A 23814-nucleotide genomic window follows, 5' to 3' on the forward strand; every position below is an offset into this window, starting at 1 on the left:
AGCCTGCGGTGGGGCGGGTCGGGGGCGGTACAATGGCGCATCCCTTAGCCTTTCCGGAGTCCGAGCCGTGCCGACCACCCTGCTGCAATCCGAACTGCCCGGCCTGGACCTGATCCATCGCGGCAAGGTCCGCGACGTCTACGCCCTGCCCGGCAACCGCCTGCTGATGGTGGCAACGGATCGGCTGTCCGCTTTCGACGTGGTGCTGCCGGACCCCATCCCGGGCAAGGGCGAGATGCTCTGCCAGATTTCCAATTTCTGGTTCGACAAGACGGCGCACATCGTTCCGAACCATCTGACTCACGAATCCGTGGCGTCAGTGCTGCCCGCAGGCGTCGATGTTGCCCTGTACGACAAGCGCGCTGTCGTTACGAAACGTCTCAAGCCGGTTCCCGTGGAAGCCATCGCCCGCGGTTACCTGATTGGTTCCGGCTGGAAGGACTACAAGGCGACAGGATCGCTTTGCGGCATTTCGTTGCCCGCCGGGCTGCAGCAGGCTCAGCAGTTGCCCGAACCCATTTTCACGCCGTCGTCGAAAGCCGCCGTGGGCGACCACGACGAGAACATCACCTTTGATCGCATGATCGAACTGGTGGGCGAAGAGATGGCCAACAAGGTGCGCGACACCACGCTGGCCATTTATCGCTTCGCGGCGGCGTACGCTGCCGAGCGCGGCATCATCATCGCGGACACGAAGTTTGAATTTGGTACGGACGAAGATGGCACGCTGTACGTGATGGATGAGATGCTGACACCCGACTCGTCGCGCTTCTGGCCCGCCGAGGAGTACAAGGTCGGCATCAGCCCGCCCAGCTACGACAAGCAGTTCGTGCGTGACTACCTGGAAACGCTGGACTGGAACAAGACGGCGCCTGGCCCGAACGTGCCGGCCGACGTCATCGCCGGCACAGCGGCGAAGTACGCCGAGGCGCTGGATCGACTGGCAGGCATCCGGATCGACTGATCCGGCACATCACGGGAGGGAGGGATCGACATGCGCGACGCAGCCACCTGGTTTGGTAACTACAGTCAGGATCATCAGCATCCGACGAATCGCCTGATTCACTGGATCTGCGTGCCCGCCATTACCTGGTGCGCCATCGCGCTGATCTGGCTGATCCCCGTCCCTTCCGTGATCGGACGACCCGGCCTCTGGGCCGTGGTTGCCATGTTTCTGGCGTTCCTCTTCTATTACTACCGCTTGTCCCGACGGATTGGCCTGGCGATGGCACTGGTGTTCATCGCGCTGGGCGTCATCACCGAGCTGCTGTTCCGGTCGCTGGGTGCTTCAGGCCTGGCGTGGCTGGCTGTCGGAGTTTTCGTCGCGGCATGGATAGGCCAGTTCGTGGGCCATGCCATCGAAGGACGTCGTCCATCGTTCTTCACTGACCTGCAATATCTGCTGATTGGCCCCGCGTGGCTGATGAGCAAAGCCATGCGGCGCGCAGGCTTCTCTTACGAAACGCCAAAGGATCACGCGTGACGCAAACGCTTCTGACGTTTCTCAGCGCGTCCATCTGGTGGGTGATTTACAGCAGTGCAGGAGCTGTCCTTCCTGCCCTCGTGGTGTGGCTGGTATTGCGCTGGCTTGAGAAGGTGCCTGTCGTATTCAACCGGGCCTATTTCGCCAGCCTGCTGTGGACGCTGGCCGCCGTTGCCATGGGCGCGGGGGTCCTCATTGCCCAACACGGCAGGTCGGCCGGCGTCTCGATCTTCCAGCTACCCTGGATGCGCGCAAGCCTCGTGGTCGACATGCTGCTTGGCGTGCTCCTGATCTGGCGACTGGTGCCCCGGACAGACGCCCGCCGTGTGAAGCCCACCAGCGCCTGCATGGCGGTCGCCCTGGTCATGATGGTGGCGATGATTGTGGGAACGACGATTCGGCGATAAGGCGCCGATATACGGGGCCTATCGGCGTCATTCAAAGGAACCGTTGGACTATCCGGGCGCCGACCCCATAATGAGAGTCATTCTCATCAAGGAGTCGCGCCATGGCACGCCAGATCAAATATGCCGCGACGCATTTCAGCATCGCGTTTTCCATGAGCTATGCCGCCAATCAGAATGTGCTGACCAGCGCCGTCATCGGCGTCGTCGAGCCCGTGGTGTTTGCCGTTGGGAGCCGCTGGTTTCGCGGCAAGCAAAGCTCGCCGCCGGTGAGATCGTCCGCCGCCTCTTACGCGGCTTGACGGTGCATCGCGATAATCAACGGCGTGATGCCTTGTCGTTCTCGTCCGCTACGGCGCGAGTGAAATCGTCGAAGGGAATGTCGGTGATGCCCACCAGACCGATATGGGCATTTTCGCCATCCAGAATGCGGCCCGTGACGGGCTGATCGACGTACTGAAACCAGTGCGTTCCGACAATGACGCCCGACGATACGGCCGCATCCACGAAGCGTGCGTATGCCTTGCCACGCTCCGCCTCCGTGGCCACAGCTGCCACACCGCTACCGAAAGGTCCGCGATCCGAAGAGCCGAAATGGAATTCGGTAATGAGAACCGGTTTGTCCATCCGGCGGAATGCCGCCACGTCAAAACCGTGCTCCGGAAGATCGGTGTAGGTGTTGATGCTGGTGACGTCAGCCCATTGCGCGCTGGCCGCCTCCACCTCCGGCGTTCGGACGGCCAGACGGCCTCCGAGGAAAAGGTGATGCGGGTCTGCTTTCTTCAAGGCCTGCGCCACTGTGCGGAAGTATGTATCCGCGTACAGCTTGAGGAATACGATGTAATCCTCCGCGACGGCGGGATGGGATTCGGAAGGATCCGGTGCTGCGAAGTTGGCCGCATTGAGTTGATCCCATGATGCAATCGACACGCCCCACGCCTGCGCCAATCGCGATACATCGTCCCGGTATTTGTTGCGAAGACTCGTGACGAAGGCCTGCTTGGCCGGACTATCCGGCGCCTGCTTCAAAGTGCCCGTAGCAAGTGCCCAGCGCCCCTGCGGGCCTGTACCTGCCCACGCCAGTTCATTGTCGGCGAAATATCCAAGAAGCCAGGGATCGTTCTGCATGTCTTTGGTCGCCGTCGCCACCGCGCTGCGGGTAGCGCTGACAAAGCGCGGATCGAAGGGGTCCGGCATCCGGCCCCAATAATCGAAACCGGTCGCTACCGTATTGAAGTCGCCGTGGATCAGGATGGGCACGGTGTACGCGATGCGCCGCGCTTTGCCGAGCTCAGGATCACTCCAGTTGCCCAGCGTATTGAATCGCCAGTTCAGCAGGCGGGTGATGCTGCGATCACGCCAGCCGGGCTGCCAGTTCTTGCCTAGCGTCCGGGCCACATTGCTCGCGTACACGTCCCACCACTTGCCATGATTCAGGCCATTGTCGCGCTGTGATCCCTTGTCGCTGCGGCTATCCCCCGCACCCATCAGATCATCGGCCCACGATGTATCCGTGAACATGTACTCGCGGCCCTCGACATAGGTGCGTCCGTCCGTCGCGTTCACCGCGTTGACGCCAAGCGAGAAGAACGCGTGCCCTTCGGGGGTCACCAGATACCAGCGATTGCCCTGCTTTTGCGTATGAAACCACCCCGTACGCTTGAAGCCGGCAAGATCCGTCCGACCACCATAGGTATCCATGCCTTCGCGAACGGTGGTGGCCTTGGAAAGGGCGACGCGCGCTTTCAGTTCACTGTCCGACGCAATTTTCTCAGGCCAGGTCGCCCGGGTGAATTGTCCGTAGCGATCCACGATGCCGGTATAGGCGGACGTCAGGGAGAAGTTGCCCGCAACACCGTCCAGCTTGCCGACAAGAATGGTCTGGGCGGCGCCAGGTTGCGGCATGGACAAGGTGATGGATCGAACCGCGCGAGTGTCGATCTGACCCTCCACGAACGTAGCCACGATGCGTCGATGCGCTTCATCACCGAACGGCATCGGCGGGCCCGCCTGCATCCCGAAAGCACGGGGCGATGTGGCAGCAAGCGGTATGTCCAGCGTTTGCGGCGGCCCGGGCGGCAGACCTGTGGTGGTCCGAATGTGGGTGTCGCCCTCCCCCGCAATATCCACAATGAGCGTGACCGGCCAGGGCATGCCGTTCTGCACGCGAAGGGCGACGCTGCCTTTTCCTGACCAGTCCCAATGACCCGAGGGTGCGCTCAGTTGCACGAAGGGCCGGGTGGCCGGGCGGAACGTCAGGGCCACCAGTTCGCTGCCGTCGGCGGCACGCTGAACCTTGCTGTCCAGGGTGGCATCCGCCGAATCGACTTTGACGCGTGAGTCGATGTGGGCGAAGTCTGCCAGGTCGCTGGGCGAGGCCGGGCTGGCTACCGAAACGGAAGGCTGTGCCGCTGCAGAGCAGCCACAGGCCACGCAAGCGACCAGCATCAGGGAATTCAGGGGGCGCATGGCAGTGTTATGCCACGTCGCCTGTGAATCAGAACTGGCCGCAGATGAAACCCGCGAAGCAGCGATAGTCGCTCGTGCTCATCCTGTGGTTGATCGGCTGCCGCGTGGCGCGGTCGGTCGAGTGCTTGGAATGTCGGTCGACACGCCTCCCATCACACCCCGTCGTTGTCTGGTGATCGAGTCAGACGATGACGCCACAGGTAGAAGACCGGTACGCCCAGCGCGATGATGAGCAGGCTCATGCCGGCATTGCGGGGATCGTTGATGGCCGTTGCCAGGATCACCCCGAGCACGGTGACCACGAAGATCATCGGCAATACCGGATACAACGGCACAAGGTAGGGAGAGGGTTCGCTTTTCAGCTTGCGCCGGTACCAGAAGATGGTGGCGATGCCGAATGCGTGGGCCAGCCATTCGCCTACAGTCGTGTAGTCCAGCAAGGCACCGAAGCTACCCGACAGGATGAGGAAAATGGCCCAGATGCCCAGCGCAGCCAATGCAAACTGAGGTGCACGGGTGCGCGGTTCGATGCGCGCAATGGGGCGGAAGAACATGCCGTCAGCACTCATCACCTGCAACACGCGGGCACCGCCTGCGATGGCAATGCTGCAATAGCCGAATGTGGAGCAAGCGATGCCGACAGCGATAACTGTCGCGCCGTGCGGGCCAAACATGCGGCGCATCAGTTCGGCAGCGGGCGCGGTACTTGCCGCCAATCCCGCATGCCCGAGACCCGCGAGGTAGGCGAAGTTGACCAGCACGTAGCAGACGACCACGGTCGCCATGCCCAGTCCGAGCGCGCGCGGGAGCGTGCGTTGTGGATCGCGGACTTCGCCAGCCAGATCGTTCAGATAGTGGAAGCCGCCGTAGGCGAACAGCACGGGAAGCAAAGCGCCAACGAATGAGCCTGCGGGCACATGCGTGGTGTCGGGAGCGAATGCCACGCCATAGTGACCCTGCGCAATGACAAGGCCGACGACAATCAGCAAGGCAACGGCGCCGAGCTTCAGCACCGTGAACAGGTTTTGCACCAGTGCGCCAGCCCGGATGCCGAACAGATTCACGGTGACGATGAAGACGATGGCGCCCACCGCAAGCGGCTTCACCCACAGGACAGGCAGGCCGATGGCGGCGCAGGCGTAGTCTGCGAACGTGGTGGCCACGGCCGCGACGCTGCCGGGATAGTTGATGAGCGCCATCGTCCAGCCGAAGAGGAAAGCGGGCAGCTGTCCGAAAGCCTCTCGCAGATAGACGTAAGTTCCGCCCGCCTGCGGGCGTCGGGCACCCAACTCCGCATAACAGAGCACGCCGCAAAGAGTGAGCAATCCGCCCACGACCCAGAGCGCCAGCAACGCGCCTCCGGAGCTCGTGCGTTCCGCCACGGTAGCCGGCGTGCGGAAAATGCCCGCGCCGATGACACCGCCGATCACGATGGCCGCGGCATCCCACAAGCCGAGGCGACGAAGGTAATGCTGTGATGCGGGTGCATTAGGCATGGCCTAACGATGCCACACGTGGGCGCTGGATTGGAGTGGCTTGCGAGGAGTATGAACGTGCTGTGGAAGCGAGCTTGCTCGCGATCCTACGCAGCAGGCCCCTCACCGCTTTCCTCCGCGAGCTTGCGCCGCTGATCGCCCGCTTCGCGGAATCAAAGCATCGTCACCGGATGCCCTCTGCACCTGCATCGAACGCTCTCAGAAAAGGCCGCGCCTCACAGGCGGGGCGAATCTGCCTGGTCACGGCATTCACCTGGGGGCGAGCCCATCTGTTTGCCCAGTGTGGAGCCGCGCGTACGGTAGCTCGCCTCTCCCACGCGTCATCCACGTGGCCTGACGCCACCTGTCTTGCATGGGTCGTCATGCCGGATCACTGGCACGGTTTGATCCAACTGGATCAAGGAGATCTGTCCCGGACAGTGGCTCGGTTCAAATCGAAAGTGACTGTCGCCTTGCGTGCATCCGGCAGGAAATATCCTGTGTGGCAGCAGGGGTTTGATGAGAGGACTTTGCGAGCTGAGGACAACCTTCGGACGGCCGCAAGATATCTGGTGGGCCATCCAGTCAGGGCTGGACTCGTTGACCGGATCGGAGACTATCCCTACTGGGATGCCGTCTGGGTCGGAGGAGGCGCTTGAGGATGTGTGGGCAGGAATATCGCGAGCAGGCCCGCTCCCACTGAGGCGTCCGTCTCGGCTGCCTGCCGCCTTGTGGGTTGTTCATTGCGAGCAAGCTCGATCCCACAAGGCGGCGGCCGGGGCTATTTCTTCTTCGGGATGTACAGGTCGGTGATCGTGCCTTCGTACACTTCCGCCGCCATGCCGACGGATTCGCCGAGCGTGGGGTGGGGGTGAACGGTGCGGCCGATGTCGCCGGCTTCTGCGCCCATCTCGATGGCGAGGGCCAGTTCGCTGATGAGGTCACCTGCGTGCACGCCGACGATGCCTGCACCCACGATGCGGTGGGTCTCTTCGTCGAAGATGAGCTTGGTGAAGCCTTCGGTGCGATCAATGCCGATGGCGCGGCCGGAGGCTGCCCACGGGAATTTGCCCACGCCGACCTTCAGGCCCTTCTCTTTCGCTTCGCGCTCGGTGACGCCGACCCATGCGATTTCCGGATCGGTGTATGCCACCGACGGAATGACGCGTGCGTCGAAGAAACTCTTCTCACCATGCGCAGCTTCCGCAGCAACCTTGGCCTCATGCGTGGCCTTGTGCGCCAGCATGGGCTGACCCACCAGATCGCCGATGGCGAAGATATGCGGCACGTTGGTGCGCATCTGTTTGTCGACCGGAATGAAGCCGCGATCGGTCACTTCCACGCCCGCCTTGTCCGCACCGACCTTGTTGCCATTGGGCGAACGGCCCACGGAAACGAGAACGCGGTCGAACACGGTGGTTTCCGGAATGCTCTCGCCTTCAAACGTGATGACGATGCCCTGCTTCTCAGCCTTGGCAGCGACAACCTTCGTCTTCAGGTGGATGCCCTTGTAACGCTTGGCGATACGCGCCTGCAACGGCTTCACCAGGTCGATGTCGGCACCCGGCATCAGCTGATCGGCCAGCTCGACCACAGTGACTTCGGCGCCAAGCGACGCGTAAACCGTGGCCATTTCCAGACCGATGATGCCGCCGCCGACTACCAGCAGCTTCTTGGGAACGTCGCGCAGTTCCAGCGCGCCGGTGGAATCGATGACCCGATCATCGTCCCACGGAAACGACGGCAGCTTCACCGACTGCGAACCTGCCGCGATGATGGCTTTCTGGAAGCGGACGAGCTTCACGCCGTCTTTCGTGGTGACTTCGATTTCATGGGGCGAAATGAACATGCCCACGCCGGTGACGGTGCGCACTTTGCGCTGCTTGGCCATGCTGGCCAGACCGCCGGTGAGCTTGCCCACGACCTTCGTCTTGAAGTCACGCAGCTTGTCCAGGTCGATCTGCGGCTTGCCGAAGGTGATGCCGTGCGCGGCAATGGCCTCGGCTTCTTCGATGACGGCCGACGCATGCAGCAGCGCCTTGGACGGAATGCAGCCCACATTGAGGCACACGCCGCCCAGCGATTCGTAGCGCTCGATCAGCACGACGTCCATGCCGATGTCCGCGCCACGGAAAGCAGCCGTATAGCCGCCCGGACCCGAACCCAGCACCACGAGCTCGCACTCGATGTCTGCGGTGCGACCCGATGCGCCAGCCGCCTTCGGAGCCGTAACGGCCGGTGCCGGTGCAGGTGCCGCCGCAATGGGCGCAGCAGCTGCCGCCGTCGTTGCCTGACCCACAACCTTTTCGCCCACAGGCTTGCCGGTGTCGACAGCCGCGGCCACTTCGATCGTGGCGATGACGGTGCCTTCGTTCACTTCGTCGCCAAGCTTGATCTTGATGTCGACGATGGTGCCGCCCTGGCTGGCCGGAATATCCATGGTGGCCTTGTCGGATTCGAGCGTGATGAGGCTCTGTTCCTTGATGACGGTGTCACCGGGCTTGACCAGGATTTCGATGACCGGCACGTCGTGCGAACCGCCCAGATCGGGGACTTTCAGTTCAATGATGTTTGCCATGGTGGCCTCCGGTCAGAGCAGCAGGCGGCGGATGTCGCCGAGCTGGTTGGCGAGGAACACGGCAAAGCGTGCAGCAAGCGCACCGTCGATGACGCGATGGTCATAGGACAGCGACAGCGGAAGCATCAGGCGCGGGGCAAATTCCTTGCCATTCCACACGGGCTTCATCTGCGCCTTGGAGACGCCGAGGATGGCCACTTCAGGCGCATTGACGATGGGCGTGAACGCCGTGCCGCCGATGCCACCGAGCGAGGAAATCGAGAAGCAGCCACCGGACATGTCGTTGGCGGTGAGCTTTTTGTCACGTGCCTTCTTCGAGATTTCGCCCAGTTCAGCGGCGAGTTCGAGCAGGCCCTTCTTGTCGGCATCGCGGATGACGGGAACGACGAGGCCGTCCGGCGTATCCACGGCGATACCGATGTGGAAATACTTCTTGAGCGTGAGCTTCTCGCCCGTGACATCCAGCGACGAGTTGAACTGCGGGAATTTCTTCAGCGCAGCGACCACTGCCTTGATCTGGAAGACCAGCGGGGTGATCTTCATGTCCTTGTTTTCTTCACCCAGCTTCTTGCGGAAGGCTTCCAGCTCGGTGATGTCCGCGTCTTCGTGCTGCGTGACGTGCGGAATCATCGCCCAGTTGCGCGCCAGGTTGGCGCCGGAAATCTTCTGGATGCGCGACAGCGGCTTTTCTTCGATCTCGCCAAATTTCGAGAAGTCGACCTTCGGCCACGGCAGCAGATTCAAGCCGCCGCCTGCCGCGACAAGGCCGCCTTCAGCCGGACGGGCGCCCGAGGCAAGTGCGTGCTTCACCCAGCCGGCGACGTCTTCGCGCTGGATGCGTCCACCACGGCCACTGCCCTTGACCTGCGCCACGTCGACGCCCAGCTCGCGCGCAAATGCGCGGACAGCCGGGCTGGCATACGGTGCCTGGCCGGGCATGATGACGCTGGCATCGAAGGACACCGGCGGCGTGCGCGGGCCGCCAGCATCAGCGGATTTGGCCGGCGCAGGAGCCGCCGCTTCCACGCGCCTGGGCGTTTCGGCCGGAGCAGCAGCGGGCACGGCAGGAGCAGCCGCCGGAGCAGGTGCGGCATCGCCCTCGGCGTCGATCAGGGCGATGACGGCATCCTGGGACACTTCATCGCCAATCTTGACCTTCAGCTCCTTGATGGTGCCCGCGAACGGTGCCGGGATTTCCATCGTGGCCTTGTCCGACTCCAGCGTCATCAGGCTCTGGTCCTTGGTGACGGTGTCGCCCACTTTGACCAGGATCTCAATGACGGGCACGGCGCTGGTACCGATGTCGGGCACGCGCACTTCTTTCGTTCCACCCGAAGCGGCCTTGGCAGGAACCGGGGCCGGGGCGGCGGGAGCCGGAGCGGCGGGCGCGGGTGCGGGTGCGGGTGCGGGTGCAGCGGCCTTCGGGGCTTCAGCGGCGTCAGCTTCCACCAGCGCGATGACTGCGCCTTCGTTGACTTCGTCGCCGATCTTGACCTTCAGTTCCTTGATGACGCCGGCAAACGGGGCCGGCACTTCCATCGTGGCTTTGTCAGATTCGAGGGTGACAAGACTCTGGTCTTTCTCGACGCGGTCGCCGACCTTCACCATGATTTCGATCACGGGAACGGCGGAGCCGCCGATATCGGGAACAAGTGCTTCTTTGACGTCGGCCATGGAACCTCCAGGAACTGCACGGACGGGCTGACGAACCCGTCTGCGGGGGAAAGAGGGCGCCGTCGTAGCGGCGCAACCCTCTAATCATAATCCCTGTTTACCCATTTCCCACGGTTTAAACGCTCGTTTGCCTCATTTCGCGGCTGGCGGCGACGGCACAAGCGGGTTCGTGGCCGACTCGGCGGGGGCCGGCTGGCTTACTACGCGGATTTCGCTTTGCGGATAGGGAATGGTGATGCCGGCCGCGTCGAAGCGCTCTTTTACCTTGCGCAGAAGGCTGGTCTGGGTCTCCCACATGTCTGCGACCTTGGTCCAGCCGCGGATCACCAGGTTCACGCTGCTGTCGCCCAGGGCTTCGGTCCAGACGCCAGGAGCCGGGTCGTTCAGGATGCGGGGGTCGGCGGCAAACAACTCGCGGACGGTCTCCATGGCCTTGCCAATGTCATCGCCGTAGCCGATGCCCACCTTGATCTCGAATCGGCGGGTACCGCGACGGTTGAAGTTGATGATGGCGTCACCGCCCACCTTGGCGTTGGGCACCACGGCCTCACGGTTGTCGCCCATGACCAGATAGGTGTGCATGAGATTCACGCTCTGCACCGTGCCTTCCACACCACCGACCAGCACGTAATCGCCCACGCGAAAAGGGCGGAACAGGATGAGCAGCACGCCCCAGGCCAGGTTGGACAGCGAGCCGTTGAGGGCCAGGCCGATGGCCAGCCCCGCCGCACCCAGAGCCGCCACAAACGGTGCGGTAGGAATGCCCGCGACGCCCATCGCCTGCACGATCAGCAGCGCGATGAGCACGCCGTAAATAACGTTGCGCAGAAACAGCGCCAGCGTGACGTCGACACTGGCGCGCTCAAGCGCACGGCGACCGACGTTGGATATGCGCGCCGCCAGCCAGAAGCCCACCACGACGACCAGCAGCGCCAGGCCGATCTTGATGCCGTAGTGCGACAGGTTCTGCGTGAAGTGCTCGAATCCGATCGAGTCGAAGAAGTCGTTCATGGGCTGCCCTTCGGTGGAGATCGCCGGGGAGGGTATCAGCGCAGGGGTGAATGATGAGTGGGCTGAAATCGCAAAAGGCCGGACTTTTCAGGGTCCGGCCTTTCGATCATGCGGTAATGCAGCCAGCCGTCAGTGCGGCGTGGCGGCCGGTGTTGCCGGAACCTGCGCGGTCTGCGGCTGCGCCATGTCGATCTTCTTGCCGCCGTACGGCAGCACGGTCGCGGCGAGCTTGCTGTCGGCCTTCAGCATGCCGACTTCGTCACCCACGATGTGGGCGGCTTCGTCCAGCGGCGTGTCCTTGGCTTTCTTGGCAGCATCTTCGGACTTCAGTTCCGACTTCAGGCTGCGCTCGTTCGGGTTCAGGCCATCGTCGCCGGAGTTGTCGTCAGCGGTGCTGTCCGAACCGTCACCACCGAAGATCGCCTTGCGACGATTGCGGAAGTCGGTCTGCAACGCGTCGTACTGCTTACGCTCTGCCTGACGTGCGGCGAAGTTCAGCGACACGTCCGTCTTGTCACGCAGCTTCTTGTACTGAGCCAGCTCGTCCAGCATCAGCTTCCACGCGGGCGAGTTCGCCGTGCGGGCTTCGTGCTTCTGGGTGAGCGGCGCAATCAGCGGCTTGAGGTCAGCAACCGGCTTGTACTCGGCCGGATCAATGTGACGCCACGGCAGCGCGTTGTCGTAGGTGGATTCGCCGAAGTCCTTGTCGTCGCCATTCTTCGGGAACGCGATGTCCGGGGTGACGCCACGCAACTGCGTGCTGTCGCCATTGATGCGGATGAACTCCGCAATGGTCATCTTGAGCTCGCCGTACTGAGCCTTCTCGCTGGCACCACGGCCGAAACGGTCGAGGTCCACCAGGTTCTGCACGGTGCCCTTGCCGAAGGTGGGCTCGCCAATGATGAGGCCGCGGCCGTAATCCTGGATGGCGGCCGCGAAGATTTCCGATGCCGACGCGGAACCGCGATTGACCAGAACGGCCATCGGACCATCCCACGCCATGCCCGGCACGTCGTCGCCCTGCGCGTCCACCTGGCCACGGGCATCACGCACCTGGACCACGGGGCCGGTGTCGATGAACAGACCGGTGAGCTCGGTGGCTTCGTTGAGCGAACCGCCGCCGTTGTTGCGCAGGTCGATGACCACGCCGTCGACCTTGTCGGCCTTGAGCTGGGTCAGGAGCCTGGCAACGTCGCGCGTGGCGCTCTTGAAGTTGGGATCACCGGCACGGTGCGCGGCGAAGTCCTGGTAGAACGTCGGAAGGGAAATGACACCGATCTTGCGGGTGACATCGCCGTCCTTGACGTCGATGACCTTCTTCTTGGCCGCCTGTTCTTCCATCGTGACCTTCTTGCGGACAAGCGCGACGAACTCGTGCTTGCCATCGAGGCCCACGTCGGCCGGAAGGATTTCGAGGCGAACGGTGGTGTCTTTCTTGCCGCGAATCAGCTTGACCACGTCGTCCTGGCGCCAGCCGACGACATCGACCATCGGGCCGCTTTCGCCCTGCCCGATCGCCACGATACGGTCGCCCGGCTTGATCTTGTTGGACTTGGCAGCCGGACCACCGGGAACGAGTTCGCGCACCTGGGTGTAGTCGTCACGGGCCTGCAGAACGGCACCGATGCCTTCCAGCGACAGGCGCATGGCGATATCGAAGCTGTCTGCCGCGCGGGGACCAAGGTAGTCGGTATGCGGATCGGTGGACTCCGCGTAGGCCGTCATGAACGCCTGGGTGGCATCCTCGTTGTCGAGCTGGCGCACGCGGCTGACGTAGTTGGCGTAGCGCTTGTCCAGCGTCTTGCGGATGTCGTCATCAGACTTGCCGGCAAGCTTCAGGCGCAGCCAGTCGTTCATCGTGCGCTTGCGCCACACGTCGTCGAGTTCGGCCTGATCTTTCGGCCACGGGGCCTTCTTGCGGTCGAAGTTGTAGCTTTCGTTGCCGCTGAAATCAAAGCCCTTGGCCAGCAGGCCGCGCGCATAGTTCATGCGGTCGACGGCGCGCTCGACATACAGGTTGAATACCGAGAACGGGCCGGAGAGGTCCTGGTTCCAGATGGCATCGTCGAACTGCGTTTTCAGCGGCTCGAACTTGGCCATGTCAGCCTGGGTGAAGAAGACTTTTTCGCTGTCCAGCGCGTCGAAGTAGGCCTTGTAGATCTTGGCCGACATCGCATCGTCGAGCGGCTGCGCCTGATAGTGGAAGCGCGTGAGAAAACGCGCCGACAGCTGCGCAGCCTGCGCTTCGGCCGCTGTGGGCTTCAGCGGAAGCGTCGATTCCTTGCGCCCCGGCTCCGGGGAGGTCGCCGCTTGCGACGCGTCCGGTGCGCTCTGGGCGTGAACGCCCATGGCGGAGAGAGCCAGAAGAAGGGCTAACGCGGGGCGAAAGGTCATACGGGATGGGCCTCGAAAGCGCTTTATTCGACGACGCCGGCGGCGTGAGCCATCAGGTCGGCATGGTAGGAAGAACGCACCAGCGGCCCGGAAGCGACGTGGCCGAAGCCCATCTCTTCACCAGCAACACGAAGCGTCTCGAATTCGTCCGGCGTCCAGTAACGAATCACCGGATGGTGATGCGCCGTGGGTTGCAGGTACTGTCCGATGGTGATCATGTCCACGTCATGGGCGCGTAGATCCCGCATCGTTTCCAGCACCTGCTCGAAGGTTTCGCCAAGGCCCAGCATGATGCCGGACTTCGTCGGAACATCGGGGTGCTGCGCCTTGAAGCGCTTCAGCAGGTCAAGCGACCACTGGTAATCGGCGCCCGGACGCACTTCGCGATAAAGGTGCGGCACGGTTTCAAGGTTGTGGTTGAACACGTCCGGCGGGAAGTCCTTCATGACTTCCAGCGCACGCTCCATGCGACCCTTGCCCCGGAAATCGGGCGTCAGGATCTCAATGCGGATGTTGGGGCTGGCGTGACGCACCGCGCGGATGCACGAGGCGAAATGCTCGGCACCACCGTCGCGCAGATCGTCGCGGTCCACCGAGGTGATGACCACGTACTTCAGGCGCATGTCGCGGATGGTTTCGGCAAGGCGCGCCGGCTCCAGCGGATCGGGCGGCTGCGGACGACCATGGGCCACGTCGCAGAACGAGCAGCGACGGGTGCACACCTCGCCCAGGATCATGAAGGTGGCCGTGCCCTTGCTGAAGCACTCGTGGATGTTCGGGCAGGAGGCTTCCTCGCAGACCGTGACCAGCGAGTTTTCGCGCAGCCGCGATTTCAGCTGCTGCACGGCGTTGCCCTGCGGAAGGCGCACGCGAATCCAGCTCGGCTTGCGCAGCGTCGGCACCGTGGTGTCGAAATTCGCGCGGTTCAGGCCGATTTTATCGTTGCCCAGCATCTTCTCGCCCGGCTTGTCGACCACGGCGATAGGGATGGAGCGGGAGGGGGATGTGGTGGTTTGGCTCATGACGTCTACCACTCTCAGACCGCGATGCGGGCCGGGAGTTCGGGAAGAGTGGGAGCGGCCGGCACGGCGTCGAAGCCAAACTGGCGGCAAAATTGCTCCACCAGAACGTCTTCCACGTCCGCCAGTCGCGACGGACCACCCAAGTCTAGCACCTGAGTGACTTCCAAACCCTTGTAGCCGCAGGGGTTGATGCGGTGATACGGCTCAAGGTCCATGTTCACGTTGAAGGCCAGCCCATGGAAGCTGCAGCCGCGCCGGATGCGCAGGCCAAGCGCCGCGACCTTGGCCCCGGCCACGTAGACGCCAGGGGCGCCTTCGACCCGCTCAGCCACGATGTTCCACTCGGCCATGGTGTCGATGATCGATTGCTCGATGCGGCAGACGAGCTGCCGTGCGCCCACACCAACGCGGCGCAGGTCAATCAGCGGATAGGCCACGATCTGGCCGGGGCCGTGGTAGGTAACCTGCCCTCCCCGATCCACCTGAACCACCGGGATGTCTCCCGGCGCCAGCACGTGTTCGGCCTTGCCCGCCTGTCCCTGGGTGAACACCGGGTCGTGCTCCAGCAGCCATATCTCATCGACAGTGTCGTCGGTACGGTTGTCGGTGAAGGCGCTCATCGCCTTCCAGATGGGCTCGTAGGGAACGCGGCCGAGCCGGCGCACGTTGAGAGGTAAGGACATGGGGATGGCCTGGATGGGGGCTCAACGGGAGAATTTGCGGGCGCGCCGGAGGCGAAACAAGTGGCAAAAGACGGGGGCGGAGCTCCCCTGACCCGCAGGCCAGGGGGCTCGCCACGCTTCAAAGGGTGAAGCGGATATTTTCGTCAGCCTTCAGGGCCGCGTGTGCTTCGTCGTACTTCTCGCGCGTTGGCGCGACAAAGCTGACGGTTACCGACTGGTAGTTGCCAGCCGGGGTTTTCTTGGTCGAAAGCGTTTCGTGCAGCACCGTCAGGCCAATGCTGGCCAGAATCTCCGGCACCCGGGCATCCAGGCCCTTGTCGGCAAAGCCGATGGCGGTGATCTCAAACTCGCCCGGGAACTGAAAACCCTGGTCCGGACGTTTGATCGCGTGCAGGTCAATGTGCTGCATGGCTGAAGGCCCTCTTACTTTTTGTCACCATCGCTGTGGAACCACAGCATGATCGTGTCCCAAAGACGGGAGAAGAAACCGCCTTCAGGCGCGTCGTTCAGCGCCACCAGCGGTGCGGTGAGCACCGGCTGTCCATCAAGGGTAACGCGCAGCGTGCCGATCTGCTGGCCCTTCTTGAAGGGGGCGATCAGGGTAGCCGGAATATCGAGATTGGCTTTCAGCTTGTCGTAGTCGCCGCGCTTGACCGAGACCATCGCGTCTTCTGCCACTCCAAGGGCCACGGTGTTTTCAGCACCCTTCCACAGCTTGGGCGTGGCCAGCGGCTTGTTGGCTTCGTACAGCTTGTGGCTTTCGTAGAAGCGGAAACCGTAGTTCATCAGCGCCAGCGCCGCATCAGCACGACCTTTCTCGCTGCTGGCACCCATGATGATGGCGATCATGCGGGCGTCGCCCTGCTTCGCCGAAGCAGCCAGGCAGTAGCCGGCAGCGGCTGTGTGACCCGTCTTGATGCCATCGACCGTCTGATCGCGCCACAACAGGAGGTTACGGTTGTGCTGCTTGATGCCGTTCCACTCGAATTCCTTGACCGCGGAAATCGCGTAGTCCTCGGGGAAGTCGTGGATCAGTGCACGCGACAGCACCGCGATGTCGCGGGCGGTGGTGTAGTGGTTGGCGACCGGGTAGCCGGAAGCGTTCTGGAACTGGCTGTGCGTCATGCCCAGCTGCTTGGCGTAGGCATTCATCAGGTTGGCGAACGCCGGCTCGGAGCCTGCGGTGTGTTCGGCCAGCGCGATGGCGGCATCGTTGCCGGACTGGATGATCATGCCGTACAGCAGGTCCTTCAGCGGCACCTGGCTGTTCAGCTTGAGGAAGCTGGTGGAACCGTCGGTGCCCGCACCGCCGCCGCGCCAGGCGTTTTCGCTGATGTTGACCGGATCGGTCATGTGGACCTTGCCATTGGCCACTTCGGCCGACACGACGTAGTCGGTCATCACCTTGGTGATCGAGGCGGGTTCGAGCTGAAGGTCCGGCTCTTTCGAGGCCAGGATCTGCCCGGTGTTGTAGTCCATGAGCACCCAGCTCTTGCCCTCGACGTCCGGCGGCGGCGGCACCGGCGCTTCCGGCACCACAGGGCGCGGTACGGTCGGGCGGGGCGGCGTCTGCGCGACGGTAACGCCAGCGATCAGCGCGACCGCAGCGAAAGCGAAGAGAGAGCGGGGCATAAGCTTCATGGTTTTCGGCAATCCAAGGGTTAAGGCTAAAAGTCTTGCGGCTCTTTGGGGCCGCTCAAAGCGGGTCAGTCTACCGCGACCTGCGGTCTGGGCAGTCCCATGCCCGCGATCTGGTCGGTCACCCGGTCAGCGGTATCCACGTCGGCCAGCGGGCCGACACGGACGCGACGTACGCTTCGGCCATTGATGCTGGCCTCCACGACACTGACAGGACCGAGGCCGGCACGGTTCAACTGATCGGCCACGCGGGACGCGTTCGCCAGATCGGAAAACGCGCCAACCTGCAGATAAATAGAGGGTTTCGGCTCAATCACCGGCGTGCCAGCGGGCACGGCGGAAGACGGAAGCCGCGTGGGCAGCGGCGGCAACAGTTCGGAGGAGCTACTGGCAACCGTGACCGGCGCAGGCGATGCGGGCGCAGGCACTGATCGTGTCGGCAGCGTCTGCACGGCGGGATTCCCTGCGGGCACGACGGTCGTCGGCGGCCGGGCAGCCACCACCACAGGCGCAGCAACCGGCGCACTGCGCGGCGGCGGCGTGGTCAGAAGCGGCGCAGGACCGCTTTCTTCCGGATGTTCCGGATCAATGGCGCGCACCTCGACCAGCCCGGTACCTTTGGGCCATACGCCCAGTTTTACGGCAGCCGCGAACGACAGGTCGATGATGCGGTTCTCGTGGAACGGACCACGGTCGTTGATGCGGACGATGACGCTGCGACCGTTTTCCAGATTGGTGACACGGGCGTAACTCGGCAGCGGCAAGGTCTTGTGCGCCGCCGAGAACTGATACATGTCGTATTCCTCCAGGCTGGAGGTTTTGTAACCGTGGAACTTGTTGCCGTAGAACGAGGCGATGCCGCGCTCCACATAGCCGTTCGGCGACGGCAGCACGTTGTAGCTCTTGCCCAGTACGCTGTAGGGTGACTTGTTGCCGTACAGCGCGCGCGGCTCCACCTTCGGCACGGGCTCGGGCAGCTTGCTGACGTCTGGAATCTCGGTGGGCACGCTGTCGTTGTCCACGCTGTAGCGCGAACCCTGCGACTTGCGGATGTCGTCATTGCGCCCGGAGCCACGCGGATATTTTGACGCACTGGCACTGGATGAGCCCCGCGACGGACGCTTGTTTTTCGAGCCACCACAACCGGCGATCAGCGCAACCAGCGCACAGAGCAACAGCAGCGCGGCGATTCGGCCGAACCGTGGTGTTGGCGCCCCCGCCTTCTGCGCGCCCCGTGAACTCATCTGCCGCTGCCTGCTCCCTGCGTGCGCTGACGGATAGCCTGCGCAAGTTGATCCACCGCCATGGCGTATAGCGGGCTGCGGTTATAGGTAGTGATGACGTAGAAATTCTGGAAGGTGAACCAGTACTCATCACCACCGGGGCCATCCAGGCGCACCAGCGCTGCATCACGGCCGGGCTCCAGGTGTTGCACGGGCGCGTAGCCTTCAGCCATGTAGTGCTCCACCGAAGCGGTGGGGCGGTAGTCCTTGGGAACGGCGGGCGGCACAGCGCGGGAGTCCGGCTGCGCACGTGCGGCGACCGGGCCACCGGCTTCCCAGCCGTGTTTCGCGAAATAATTGGCAACGCTTTCGAAGATGTCGGGCATGGAGCCCTTCATGTCGATGCGGCCATCGTGATCGCCATCCACACCGAAGTCGCGGATGCTTGAAGGCATGAACTGACCCCAACCCTGCGCGCCGGCGTACGATCCGGTCAGGGTGTCGATGGGACCGCCCAGGTGGTTGTCAGGCAGGATCAGCAGCGCCTTGAGCTGTTCGCGGAAGAACGGCGCGCGCTTGGGGTAATAGAACGCCAGCGTGGTCAGGGCATCGATGACTTTGTACTTGCCCGTGTTGCGGCCGTAGAACGTTTCCACGCCCACGATGGCCACGATGTATTCGGGCGGCACGCCATATTTCTTGCCGATGCCATCGAGCAGGGCACGATGTTCGCGGTAAAAATCGGCGCCGGCAGCGATGCGCTGCTCGGTGAGGAAAATGGGCCGGTAGTCTTTCCACGGCTTGCCTTCCGCCGGACGGCTGATCGCATCCAGAATGCTCTGCTGTTTCTTTGCGGCATCCAGAATGGCGGTAAGTTGTGCCGGGCTCTTGCCCGTCTCCTTCGCCACCTCCCTGACCAGTTGCGCTTCGCCCGGATGCGTTTCTGCATGGGCGGTGGCAACGAGGAACGGGAGGACGAACATCGCGCCGGCAAGGCGGCGAATCCGGTTCGTGGCGGGGCGTGCGCTGCGCGCTTTCATTACATCATCCATGTCCTGAAGCGTAGCACGCGATATCGCCCGCGCCCTGCCCGATTCATGGCGCCGTTCAGGCATTACTCGTGCAGCTTTCGATTCGCGTGAATGGACATCAGTACGCCAAACCCTACCAGCAACGAGACCGCCGACGTGCCGCCATAACTGACCAGTGGCATGGGTACGCCCACCACCGGCAACATGCCCGCCACCATGCCGCCGTTGACGACCACGTATACGAAAAAGCTCATGCCGATGGCACCCGCCAGAAGGCGCGAGTACGTGTCGCGCGCGTTCATCGCGATCCACAGGCAGCGGCCGATGATGAACGAGTACAGCAACACGATGGCACACACGCCCACCAGTCCGAATTCTTCGGAGAACACGGCGAAGATGAAGTCGGTGGTGTGCTCGGGCAGGAACTCCAGACGCGACTGGGTGCCCTGCCCCCAGCCCTTCCCGAACGCGCCGCCTGAGCCGACGGCGATCTTCGACTGAATGATGTGCCAGCCATTGCCAAGCGGATCGGATTCCGGATCAAGCAGGGTACGCACGCGGTTGCGCTGATACTCGTGGAGGAAATTCCACGCCACGGGAATCACGGCTGCCACCGCACCGACCAGGGCGCCAATGCGCCACCATGCCATGCCGGAGAGGAACAGCGCGAACGCGCCTGCGCCCGTGACCAGCAACGCGGTGCCAAGGTCGGGCTGCTCGGCGATGAGACCGGCCGGCACCGCGATCAGCAGGCCGACCACGATGATGTCTTTCCAGCGCGGGGGCAGCTGACGCGGATGCAGATACCAGGCCACCATCATCGGCATGGTCAGTTTCAGAAGCTCGGACGGCTGAAAGCGCATGAAACCCACGTCCAGCCAGCGATAAGAGCCGCGCCCCTCACCGAGGACGGCCACCACCACGAGCAATGCGGTGCTTCCCGCGTAGAGCCACGGCGTCCACGAGCGCAGCACAGGCGGTGGGATACGCGAAATCACGGCCAGCAGGATGCCGCCCAGCACGAAGCGCGCGGCCTGCCCGCCCACCAGCGCCATGTTGCCGTTGCCCGCGCTGTACAGCGTGGCCAGGCCGACGCAGCCCAGGATGAACAGCGCCAGCAGCAACGGCAGGTCCAGGCGCGGCCGCTTCAGGAGACGCAGGCCGAACCGGCGCAGGCGCGCGGGAATCGAGGCAATCATGGCGTGTCTCCGTTGGGCGTTCCGTCGTCCACTGGTGCATCAGCGGGCGGCGGCGGTGCAGAGCTGGTCGGGGCCGGTTCGCGTTCGGGCTCCGGCACGGCGTCGCTGGTCACGACGTCCACCGCGCCCGGCGGGGTCGGGCGCTCGCCGCCGTTGTCCACGACCCATTCGTCGAGAATTTTTCGCGCGATGGGGCCGGAGTCCTTCGCACCCCATGCACCGGCTTCCAGCACCACCGCTACCGCGATGCGCGGATCTTCCGCCGGGGTGTAGGCAATGAACAGCGCACGGTGACGCGTGGCCAGATAGGCCAGATTCTTGTTTTCGTTGTATGCGTTGGTGGTACGCGAGAAGCGCTCGGCCGTGCCGCTCTTGCCCGCGATGATGTACGGGAATCCCTTGCCCAGGCCTATGCCGGTACCCGTGCCGTTGATCACGGCGATCATGCCTTCATCCACCGCATCCCAGTCAGCCGACTTGCGAATGACCGACTCGCCCGCTGGAAACGGCTGCGCCACGCGCGGACTGTCCACGCCGTCCTGGGTGTCCAGCAGCAGATGCGGCGTATAAGGAATGCCCTTGCCGGCGAACGTGGCGGTGGCGTGTGCCAGCTGCAACGGCGTGACGGCCCAGTAGCCCTGGCCGATGCCCGCAATGATGGTTTCACCGGGGAACCAGCCCGCCTTGCTGCGGCCGGCCTTCCATTCGCGCGACGGAAGAATGCCTTCCACTTCGCCGACCAGGTCAATGCCGGTTTTGGCGCCGAAGCCGAACTTGCTCATCCACGCGCTGAAGCGGTCAATGCCCATGTCCAGCGCGAGCTTGTAGAAATACGTATTGGTCGACTTCTCGATGGCACGCACGAGATTGACCACGCCGTTGCCGCCCCGCAAATCGTCGCGATAGCAGCGCGATTGCCCCGGAATGCAGAACTCACCGGTGGAAAGCACGGTATCGGACGGGCGGCGCAAGCCGAGTTCGAGGCCGCCCAGCGCAATGAATGGCTTCACGGTGGAACCCGGTGGGTACACGCCGCGCAGCGCGCGGTTGTATAGCGGCTTGTCCGGCGCCGTGGTCAGCGCCGTGTAGTCGGCGTGGCTGATGCCGTTGACGAACAGGTTGGGGTCGTAGTCGGGCACGCTGACAAACGCCAGCACCTGGCCGTTGCGCGGATCAATGGCTACCGCCGCACCGGAACGGCCAGCGAATGCCTCCTGCGCCACCTTCTGCAGACGCATGTCGATGCTGAGGTAGATGTTCTTGCCCGGCGTCGGTGCGGTGGTATCCAGCACGGCCTGGGTACGGCCGTCCGCATTGACTTCCACCAGCTCGTAGCCCGGCGTGCCGTGCAGCAGGTCTTCGTAGTAACGCTCCACGCCGATGCGGCCGACGTGCGTGGTGCCCTTGTAGCGTGACTCGTCCAGACGCGTGAGGTCATCCGCATCAATGCGGCTGACGTAGCCGACCACGTGCGCCATCACGGCGCCCTGCGGGTAGCGCCGGGTGAGATAAGGCACCACGTCCACACCGGGGAAACGCCAGCGGTTCACCGCAAAGCGGCCAATTTCGTCTTCAGTGAGCTTCAGCTTCAGCGGCACGCCATCGAAACGGCGGCTGCCCTTGACCTGCTTCTTGAACGTGGCGATGTCGTCATCGCTGATGGGCACGACCGCGCTGAGGCGACCGAGCATGTCGTCCATGTCCTTGACCTGCTCCGGCGTGACTTCGAGCCGAAAGGCCGGGACGTTGTCTGCCAGCAGCACCCCGTTGCGATCGTAGATCAGGCCACGCGCAGGCGGAATGGCGCGGGGCTTCACGCGGTTCTGCTCAGAGCGCGCCGCGAACTCGTCGTGATGCAGCACCTGCAGGTAGACGTAACGTCCGATCAACGCCCCCAGTCCGAGCAGGATCAAAGCGAAGCCGGTCAACGCGCGACGGCGGAACAGGGCCACCTCGCCGCGGATTTCCTTGATGGAGGCGCGACGCGTGCTCATGCCTCGTGGATGCGCAGGCGCGCCCGAAGGTCATCAAGAATGAGGAACAGGAACGGCCAGAGCGCCGCGCCCACGAACGGCGAAATCCAGTATTCAGCAGGCGGCAGCGCATCGCCACCCAGCACGCGCACAAGCAGCAGGAGCACACGGTCGTTCAGCAGGAATCCCAGCACGGCCAGCGATTGCTGCCACATGGGGAAAAAGCGCAAGCGCGAGCGAAAGCGCAGCGCGATGAACACCATGGCGGTGAGCCGCAGGGCCTGCTCGCCGAGAAGCACGCCATCGAACAGGTCCGCCCCCACGCCCACGCAGAACGCGAGACCAAGCGTCACCCGGTCGCCCGACTGCAGGCACCAGTACAGCAGCACGAGCGCAGGCCAGTACGGCTTCAGCGGCATCAGCGGCGCAGGAAGAGGAATGAGCATGAGGAACAGCGACATGACCAGCGTCGCCACGAACCACAGAAGCCGGATGCGCTGACGGTTCATGGTGTCCCCGTGGGCGCAATGGCGCTGGAACTGGTGGCGTTCGCCGGCACAGGCGTGACAGACGGCGAGGTCACGGACGGCAACGTGGGTGCAGCAGACTGGGGCGGCATGGCCAGATCTGCCGGCGGTCCCGACGAAGTGGCCGGCGCGGGCGGCCCGGCGCCTTCTGCCAGATCGTGCAACAGCAGGACGTCTTCACTGCGATCCAGGTCTGCTGCCGGACGCGCCTGCGCGGCCAGGAACATGCCCGATGGCGTCTGCGCCACTTCGCGGATTTCGCCCACCGGGAAGCCGGGCGGGAAACGGCCGCCAAGACCGGAGGTCACCAGCTTGTCGCCCTCGCGCACATCGGCGGAAACCGGAATGTTGGGCAACGTCAGCATGTCGCCCGCGCGCGAGCCATACGCAATGGTGCGCAGGCCTGTGCGTTCAACGGTGACCGGGATCGCGTGATTCGGATCGGTAATCAGCATCGCCACGGACGTGGTGGGCATGACATCGACCACCTGCCCCATCACGCCACGGGCGTCGATCACCACCTGGCCGGGCTTCACCTGATCGCGCGCGCCCACGTTGAGGACGATGCGATGACGGAACGTGCCCAGGTCCACGCCAATGAGACGGGCGAGCTGCACGTTGAGGTTGAGGCTGTGCTGGGTGTCCAGCAGCTCTTTCAGGCGGGCGTTCTGCTCGGCCACCGAGGCCATGCGGTTGAGCTTGGCGTTGGCCAGCAGCAGATCTTCGCGCAGGCGCTGGTTGGCCTCGGTCAAACGCTGACGATCCGCGAAGGCCACCGTGGCGGCATGGAAGCCCTGCGATGGCAGGCCCGCAATGCGGTATACCGGCTCGACAATCAGTGACAGGCCGTAGCGCACGCTGTTGAGCCAGCCGCCGCGGTGGTCAAGCACCATCAACACACAGGCCAGCGCCAGATACACAATGAGTCGAAGCGTTCCGGCCACGGAGCCGGCGAAGAGCGGTGAGGATTCGTCCCTGTTCAACGCCATCGCATCAGCTTCCGCGCGGCAGCATGACGCGGGCCGCAGGG

Annotated in this window: 21 protein-coding genes; 5 read left to right on the forward strand and 16 right to left on the reverse strand. The window is 63.6% G+C overall.

The genetic code is table 11. The features are described from left to right. Positions 1–67 precede the first annotated feature (67 nt). The 4 genes from FHW69_RS11585 to FHW69_RS11600 all read left to right on the forward strand — a co-directional run bounded on the left by FHW69_RS11585 (position 68) and on the right by FHW69_RS11600 (position 2189). Positions 68–964, forward strand: a complete 897-nt coding sequence (locus FHW69_RS11585; protein ID WP_183423203.1) for a phosphoribosylaminoimidazolesuccinocarboxamide synthase — start codon at positions 68–70, stop codon at positions 962–964. 30 nt (positions 965–994) lie between these two features. Beyond that, positions 995–1483 (forward strand): Mpo1-like protein, encoded by a 489-nt coding sequence (locus tag FHW69_RS11590; protein ID WP_183423204.1) that lies wholly within the window; start codon positions 995–997, stop codon positions 1481–1483. Further along, positions 1480–1890: a hypothetical protein gene (locus FHW69_RS11595; RefSeq protein ID WP_183423205.1), complete on the forward strand. Its 411-nt coding sequence runs from the start codon at positions 1480–1482 to the stop codon at positions 1888–1890. Before FHW69_RS11590 ends, FHW69_RS11595 begins: the two co-directional genes overlap by 4 nt. 101 nt (positions 1891–1991) lie before the next feature. Continuing rightward, positions 1992–2189: a DUF2061 domain-containing protein gene (locus FHW69_RS11600; protein WP_183423206.1), complete on the forward strand. Its 198-nt coding sequence runs from the start codon at positions 1992–1994 to the stop codon at positions 2187–2189. 16 nt (positions 2190–2205) lie between these two features. Here the strand turns inward: FHW69_RS11600 and FHW69_RS11605 are convergent, their stop codons facing one another. Further along, the gene (locus FHW69_RS11605) at positions 2206–4356 is read right to left on the reverse strand and encodes a beta-agarase (protein ID WP_183423207.1); all 2151 of its coding nucleotides are present in this window, start codon (positions 4354–4356) and stop codon (positions 2206–2208) included. Positions 4357–4508: 152 nt separating this feature from the next. Continuing rightward, positions 4509–5852, reverse strand: coding sequence for an amino acid permease (locus tag FHW69_RS11610; protein ID WP_183423208.1), 1344 nt, complete (start codon positions 5850–5852; stop codon positions 4509–4511). A 170-nt stretch (positions 5853–6022) separates the two neighbouring features. Here FHW69_RS11610 and FHW69_RS11615 point away from each other — a divergent pair, with 170 nt between their 5' ends. Continuing rightward, on the forward strand, positions 6023–6490 hold the full coding sequence (locus tag FHW69_RS11615) for a transposase (protein ID WP_255494776.1): 468 nt from the start codon (positions 6023–6025) through the stop codon (positions 6488–6490). A 122-nt stretch (positions 6491–6612) separates the two neighbouring features. Here the strand turns inward: FHW69_RS11615 and lpdA are convergent, their stop codons facing one another. From lpdA to mreC, 14 genes are all read right to left on the reverse strand, one after another. Then, positions 6613–8409, reverse strand: a complete 1797-nt coding sequence (gene lpdA, locus FHW69_RS11620) for a dihydrolipoyl dehydrogenase (protein WP_183423209.1) — start codon at positions 8407–8409, stop codon at positions 6613–6615. A 12-nt stretch (positions 8410–8421) separates the two neighbouring features. After that, positions 8422–10083: a dihydrolipoyllysine-residue acetyltransferase gene (gene aceF / locus FHW69_RS11625; protein ID WP_183423210.1), complete on the reverse strand. Its 1662-nt coding sequence runs from the start codon at positions 10081–10083 to the stop codon at positions 8422–8424. 132 nt (positions 10084–10215) lie between these two features. Beyond that, positions 10216–11094 carry a mechanosensitive ion channel domain-containing protein gene (locus FHW69_RS11630; protein ID WP_183423211.1) on the reverse strand — a complete coding sequence of 293 codons (879 nt, stop codon included), beginning with the start codon at positions 11092–11094 and terminating at the stop codon, positions 10216–10218. A gap of 129 nt (positions 11095–11223) precedes the next feature. Then, a complete protein-coding gene (locus FHW69_RS11635) occupies positions 11224–13488 on the reverse strand; it encodes a carboxy terminal-processing peptidase (RefSeq protein WP_183423212.1) in 2265 nt (754 codons plus the stop codon). A gap of 23 nt (positions 13489–13511) precedes the next feature. Then, positions 13512–14510 carry a lipoyl synthase gene (lipA, locus tag FHW69_RS11640; protein WP_183423213.1) on the reverse strand — a complete coding sequence of 333 codons (999 nt, stop codon included), beginning with the start codon at positions 14508–14510 and terminating at the stop codon, positions 13512–13514. Positions 14511–14524: 14 nt separating this feature from the next. After that, positions 14525–15193, reverse strand: a complete 669-nt coding sequence (gene lipB / locus FHW69_RS11645; protein WP_183423214.1) for a lipoyl(octanoyl) transferase LipB — start codon at positions 15191–15193, stop codon at positions 14525–14527. Positions 15194–15311: 118 nt separating this feature from the next. Continuing rightward, the gene (locus FHW69_RS11650; protein WP_183423215.1) at positions 15312–15602 is read right to left on the reverse strand and encodes a DUF493 family protein; all 291 of its coding nucleotides are present in this window, start codon (positions 15600–15602) and stop codon (positions 15312–15314) included. 14 nt (positions 15603–15616) lie between these two features. Further along, complete coding sequence (locus FHW69_RS11655; RefSeq protein ID WP_183423216.1) at positions 15617–16834, reverse strand: D-alanyl-D-alanine carboxypeptidase family protein; 1218 nt, start codon at positions 16832–16834, stop codon at positions 15617–15619. A gap of 65 nt (positions 16835–16899) precedes the next feature. Further along, entirely contained in the window at positions 16900–18075 is a 1176-nt protein-coding gene (locus tag FHW69_RS11660; RefSeq protein WP_183423217.1) for a septal ring lytic transglycosylase RlpA family protein, read from the reverse strand. Beyond that, complete coding sequence (gene mltB, locus FHW69_RS11665) at positions 18072–19037, reverse strand: lytic murein transglycosylase B (RefSeq protein WP_255494777.1); 966 nt, start codon at positions 19035–19037, stop codon at positions 18072–18074. The genes FHW69_RS11660 and mltB overlap by 4 nt, the downstream gene beginning before the upstream one ends. Before the next feature lie 131 nt (positions 19038–19168). Then, the gene (gene rodA, locus FHW69_RS11670) at positions 19169–20284 is read right to left on the reverse strand and encodes a rod shape-determining protein RodA (RefSeq protein WP_183423219.1); all 1116 of its coding nucleotides are present in this window, start codon (positions 20282–20284) and stop codon (positions 19169–19171) included. Then, positions 20281–22278 (reverse strand): penicillin-binding protein 2, encoded by a 1998-nt coding sequence (gene mrdA, locus FHW69_RS11675; RefSeq protein ID WP_183423220.1) that lies wholly within the window; start codon positions 22276–22278, stop codon positions 20281–20283. Before mrdA ends, rodA begins: the two co-directional genes overlap by 4 nt. Further along, on the reverse strand, positions 22275–22766 hold the full coding sequence (gene mreD, locus FHW69_RS11680) for a rod shape-determining protein MreD (RefSeq protein WP_183423221.1): 492 nt from the start codon (positions 22764–22766) through the stop codon (positions 22275–22277). Before mreD ends, mrdA begins: the two co-directional genes overlap by 4 nt. After that, positions 22763–23773, reverse strand: a complete 1011-nt coding sequence (gene mreC / locus FHW69_RS11685; RefSeq protein WP_183423222.1) for a rod shape-determining protein MreC — start codon at positions 23771–23773, stop codon at positions 22763–22765. The genes mreD and mreC overlap by 4 nt, the downstream gene beginning before the upstream one ends. Positions 23774–23814 lie beyond the last annotated feature (41 nt).

Origin of the sequence: Luteibacter sp. Sphag1AF (assembly GCF_014192715.1) — a bacterium.
Classification (GTDB): domain Bacteria; phylum Pseudomonadota; class Gammaproteobacteria; order Xanthomonadales; family Rhodanobacteraceae; genus Luteibacter.

Coding starts and splice junctions, on each gene's coding strand:
- FHW69_RS11590 (WP_183423204.1), top strand. CDS start 995: ATGCGCGACGCAGCCACCTGGTTTGGTAACTACAGTCAGGATCATCAG.
- FHW69_RS11600 (WP_183423206.1), top strand. CDS start 1,992: ATGGCACGCCAGATCAAATATGCCGCGACGCATTTCAGCATCGCGTTT.
- FHW69_RS11605 (WP_183423207.1), bottom strand. CDS start 4,356: ATGCGCCCCCTGAATTCCCTGATGCTGGTCGCTTGCGTGGCCTGTGGC.
- FHW69_RS11610 (WP_183423208.1), bottom strand. CDS start 5,852: ATGCCTAATGCACCCGCATCACAGCATTACCTTCGTCGCCTCGGCTTG.
- FHW69_RS11615 (WP_255494776.1), top strand. CDS start 6,023: ATGCCCTCTGCACCTGCATCGAACGCTCTCAGAAAAGGCCGCGCCTCA.
- lpdA (WP_183423209.1), bottom strand. CDS start 8,409: ATGGCAAACATCATTGAACTGAAAGTCCCCGATCTGGGCGGTTCGCAC.
- aceF (WP_183423210.1), bottom strand. CDS start 10,083: ATGGCCGACGTCAAAGAAGCACTTGTTCCCGATATCGGCGGCTCCGCC.
- FHW69_RS11630 (WP_183423211.1), bottom strand. CDS start 11,094: ATGAACGACTTCTTCGACTCGATCGGATTCGAGCACTTCACGCAGAAC.
- FHW69_RS11635 (WP_183423212.1), bottom strand. CDS start 13,488: ATGACCTTTCGCCCCGCGTTAGCCCTTCTTCTGGCTCTCTCCGCCATG.
- lipA (WP_183423213.1), bottom strand. CDS start 14,510: ATGAGCCAAACCACCACATCCCCCTCCCGCTCCATCCCTATCGCCGTG.
- lipB (WP_183423214.1), bottom strand. CDS start 15,193: ATGTCCTTACCTCTCAACGTGCGCCGGCTCGGCCGCGTTCCCTACGAG.
- FHW69_RS11650 (WP_183423215.1), bottom strand. CDS start 15,602: ATGCAGCACATTGACCTGCACGCGATCAAACGTCCGGACCAGGGTTTT.
- FHW69_RS11655 (WP_183423216.1), bottom strand. CDS start 16,834: ATGAAGCTTATGCCCCGCTCTCTCTTCGCTTTCGCTGCGGTCGCGCTG.
- FHW69_RS11660 (WP_183423217.1), bottom strand. CDS start 18,075: ATGAGTTCACGGGGCGCGCAGAAGGCGGGGGCGCCAACACCACGGTTC.
- mltB (WP_255494777.1), bottom strand. CDS start 19,037: ATGTTCGTCCTCCCGTTCCTCGTTGCCACCGCCCATGCAGAAACGCAT.
- rodA (WP_183423219.1), bottom strand. CDS start 20,284: ATGATTGCCTCGATTCCCGCGCGCCTGCGCCGGTTCGGCCTGCGTCTC.
- mrdA (WP_183423220.1), bottom strand. CDS start 22,278: ATGAGCACGCGTCGCGCCTCCATCAAGGAAATCCGCGGCGAGGTGGCC.
- mreD (WP_183423221.1), bottom strand. CDS start 22,766: ATGAACCGTCAGCGCATCCGGCTTCTGTGGTTCGTGGCGACGCTGGTC.
- mreC (WP_183423222.1), bottom strand. CDS start 23,773: ATGGCGTTGAACAGGGACGAATCCTCACCGCTCTTCGCCGGCTCCGTG.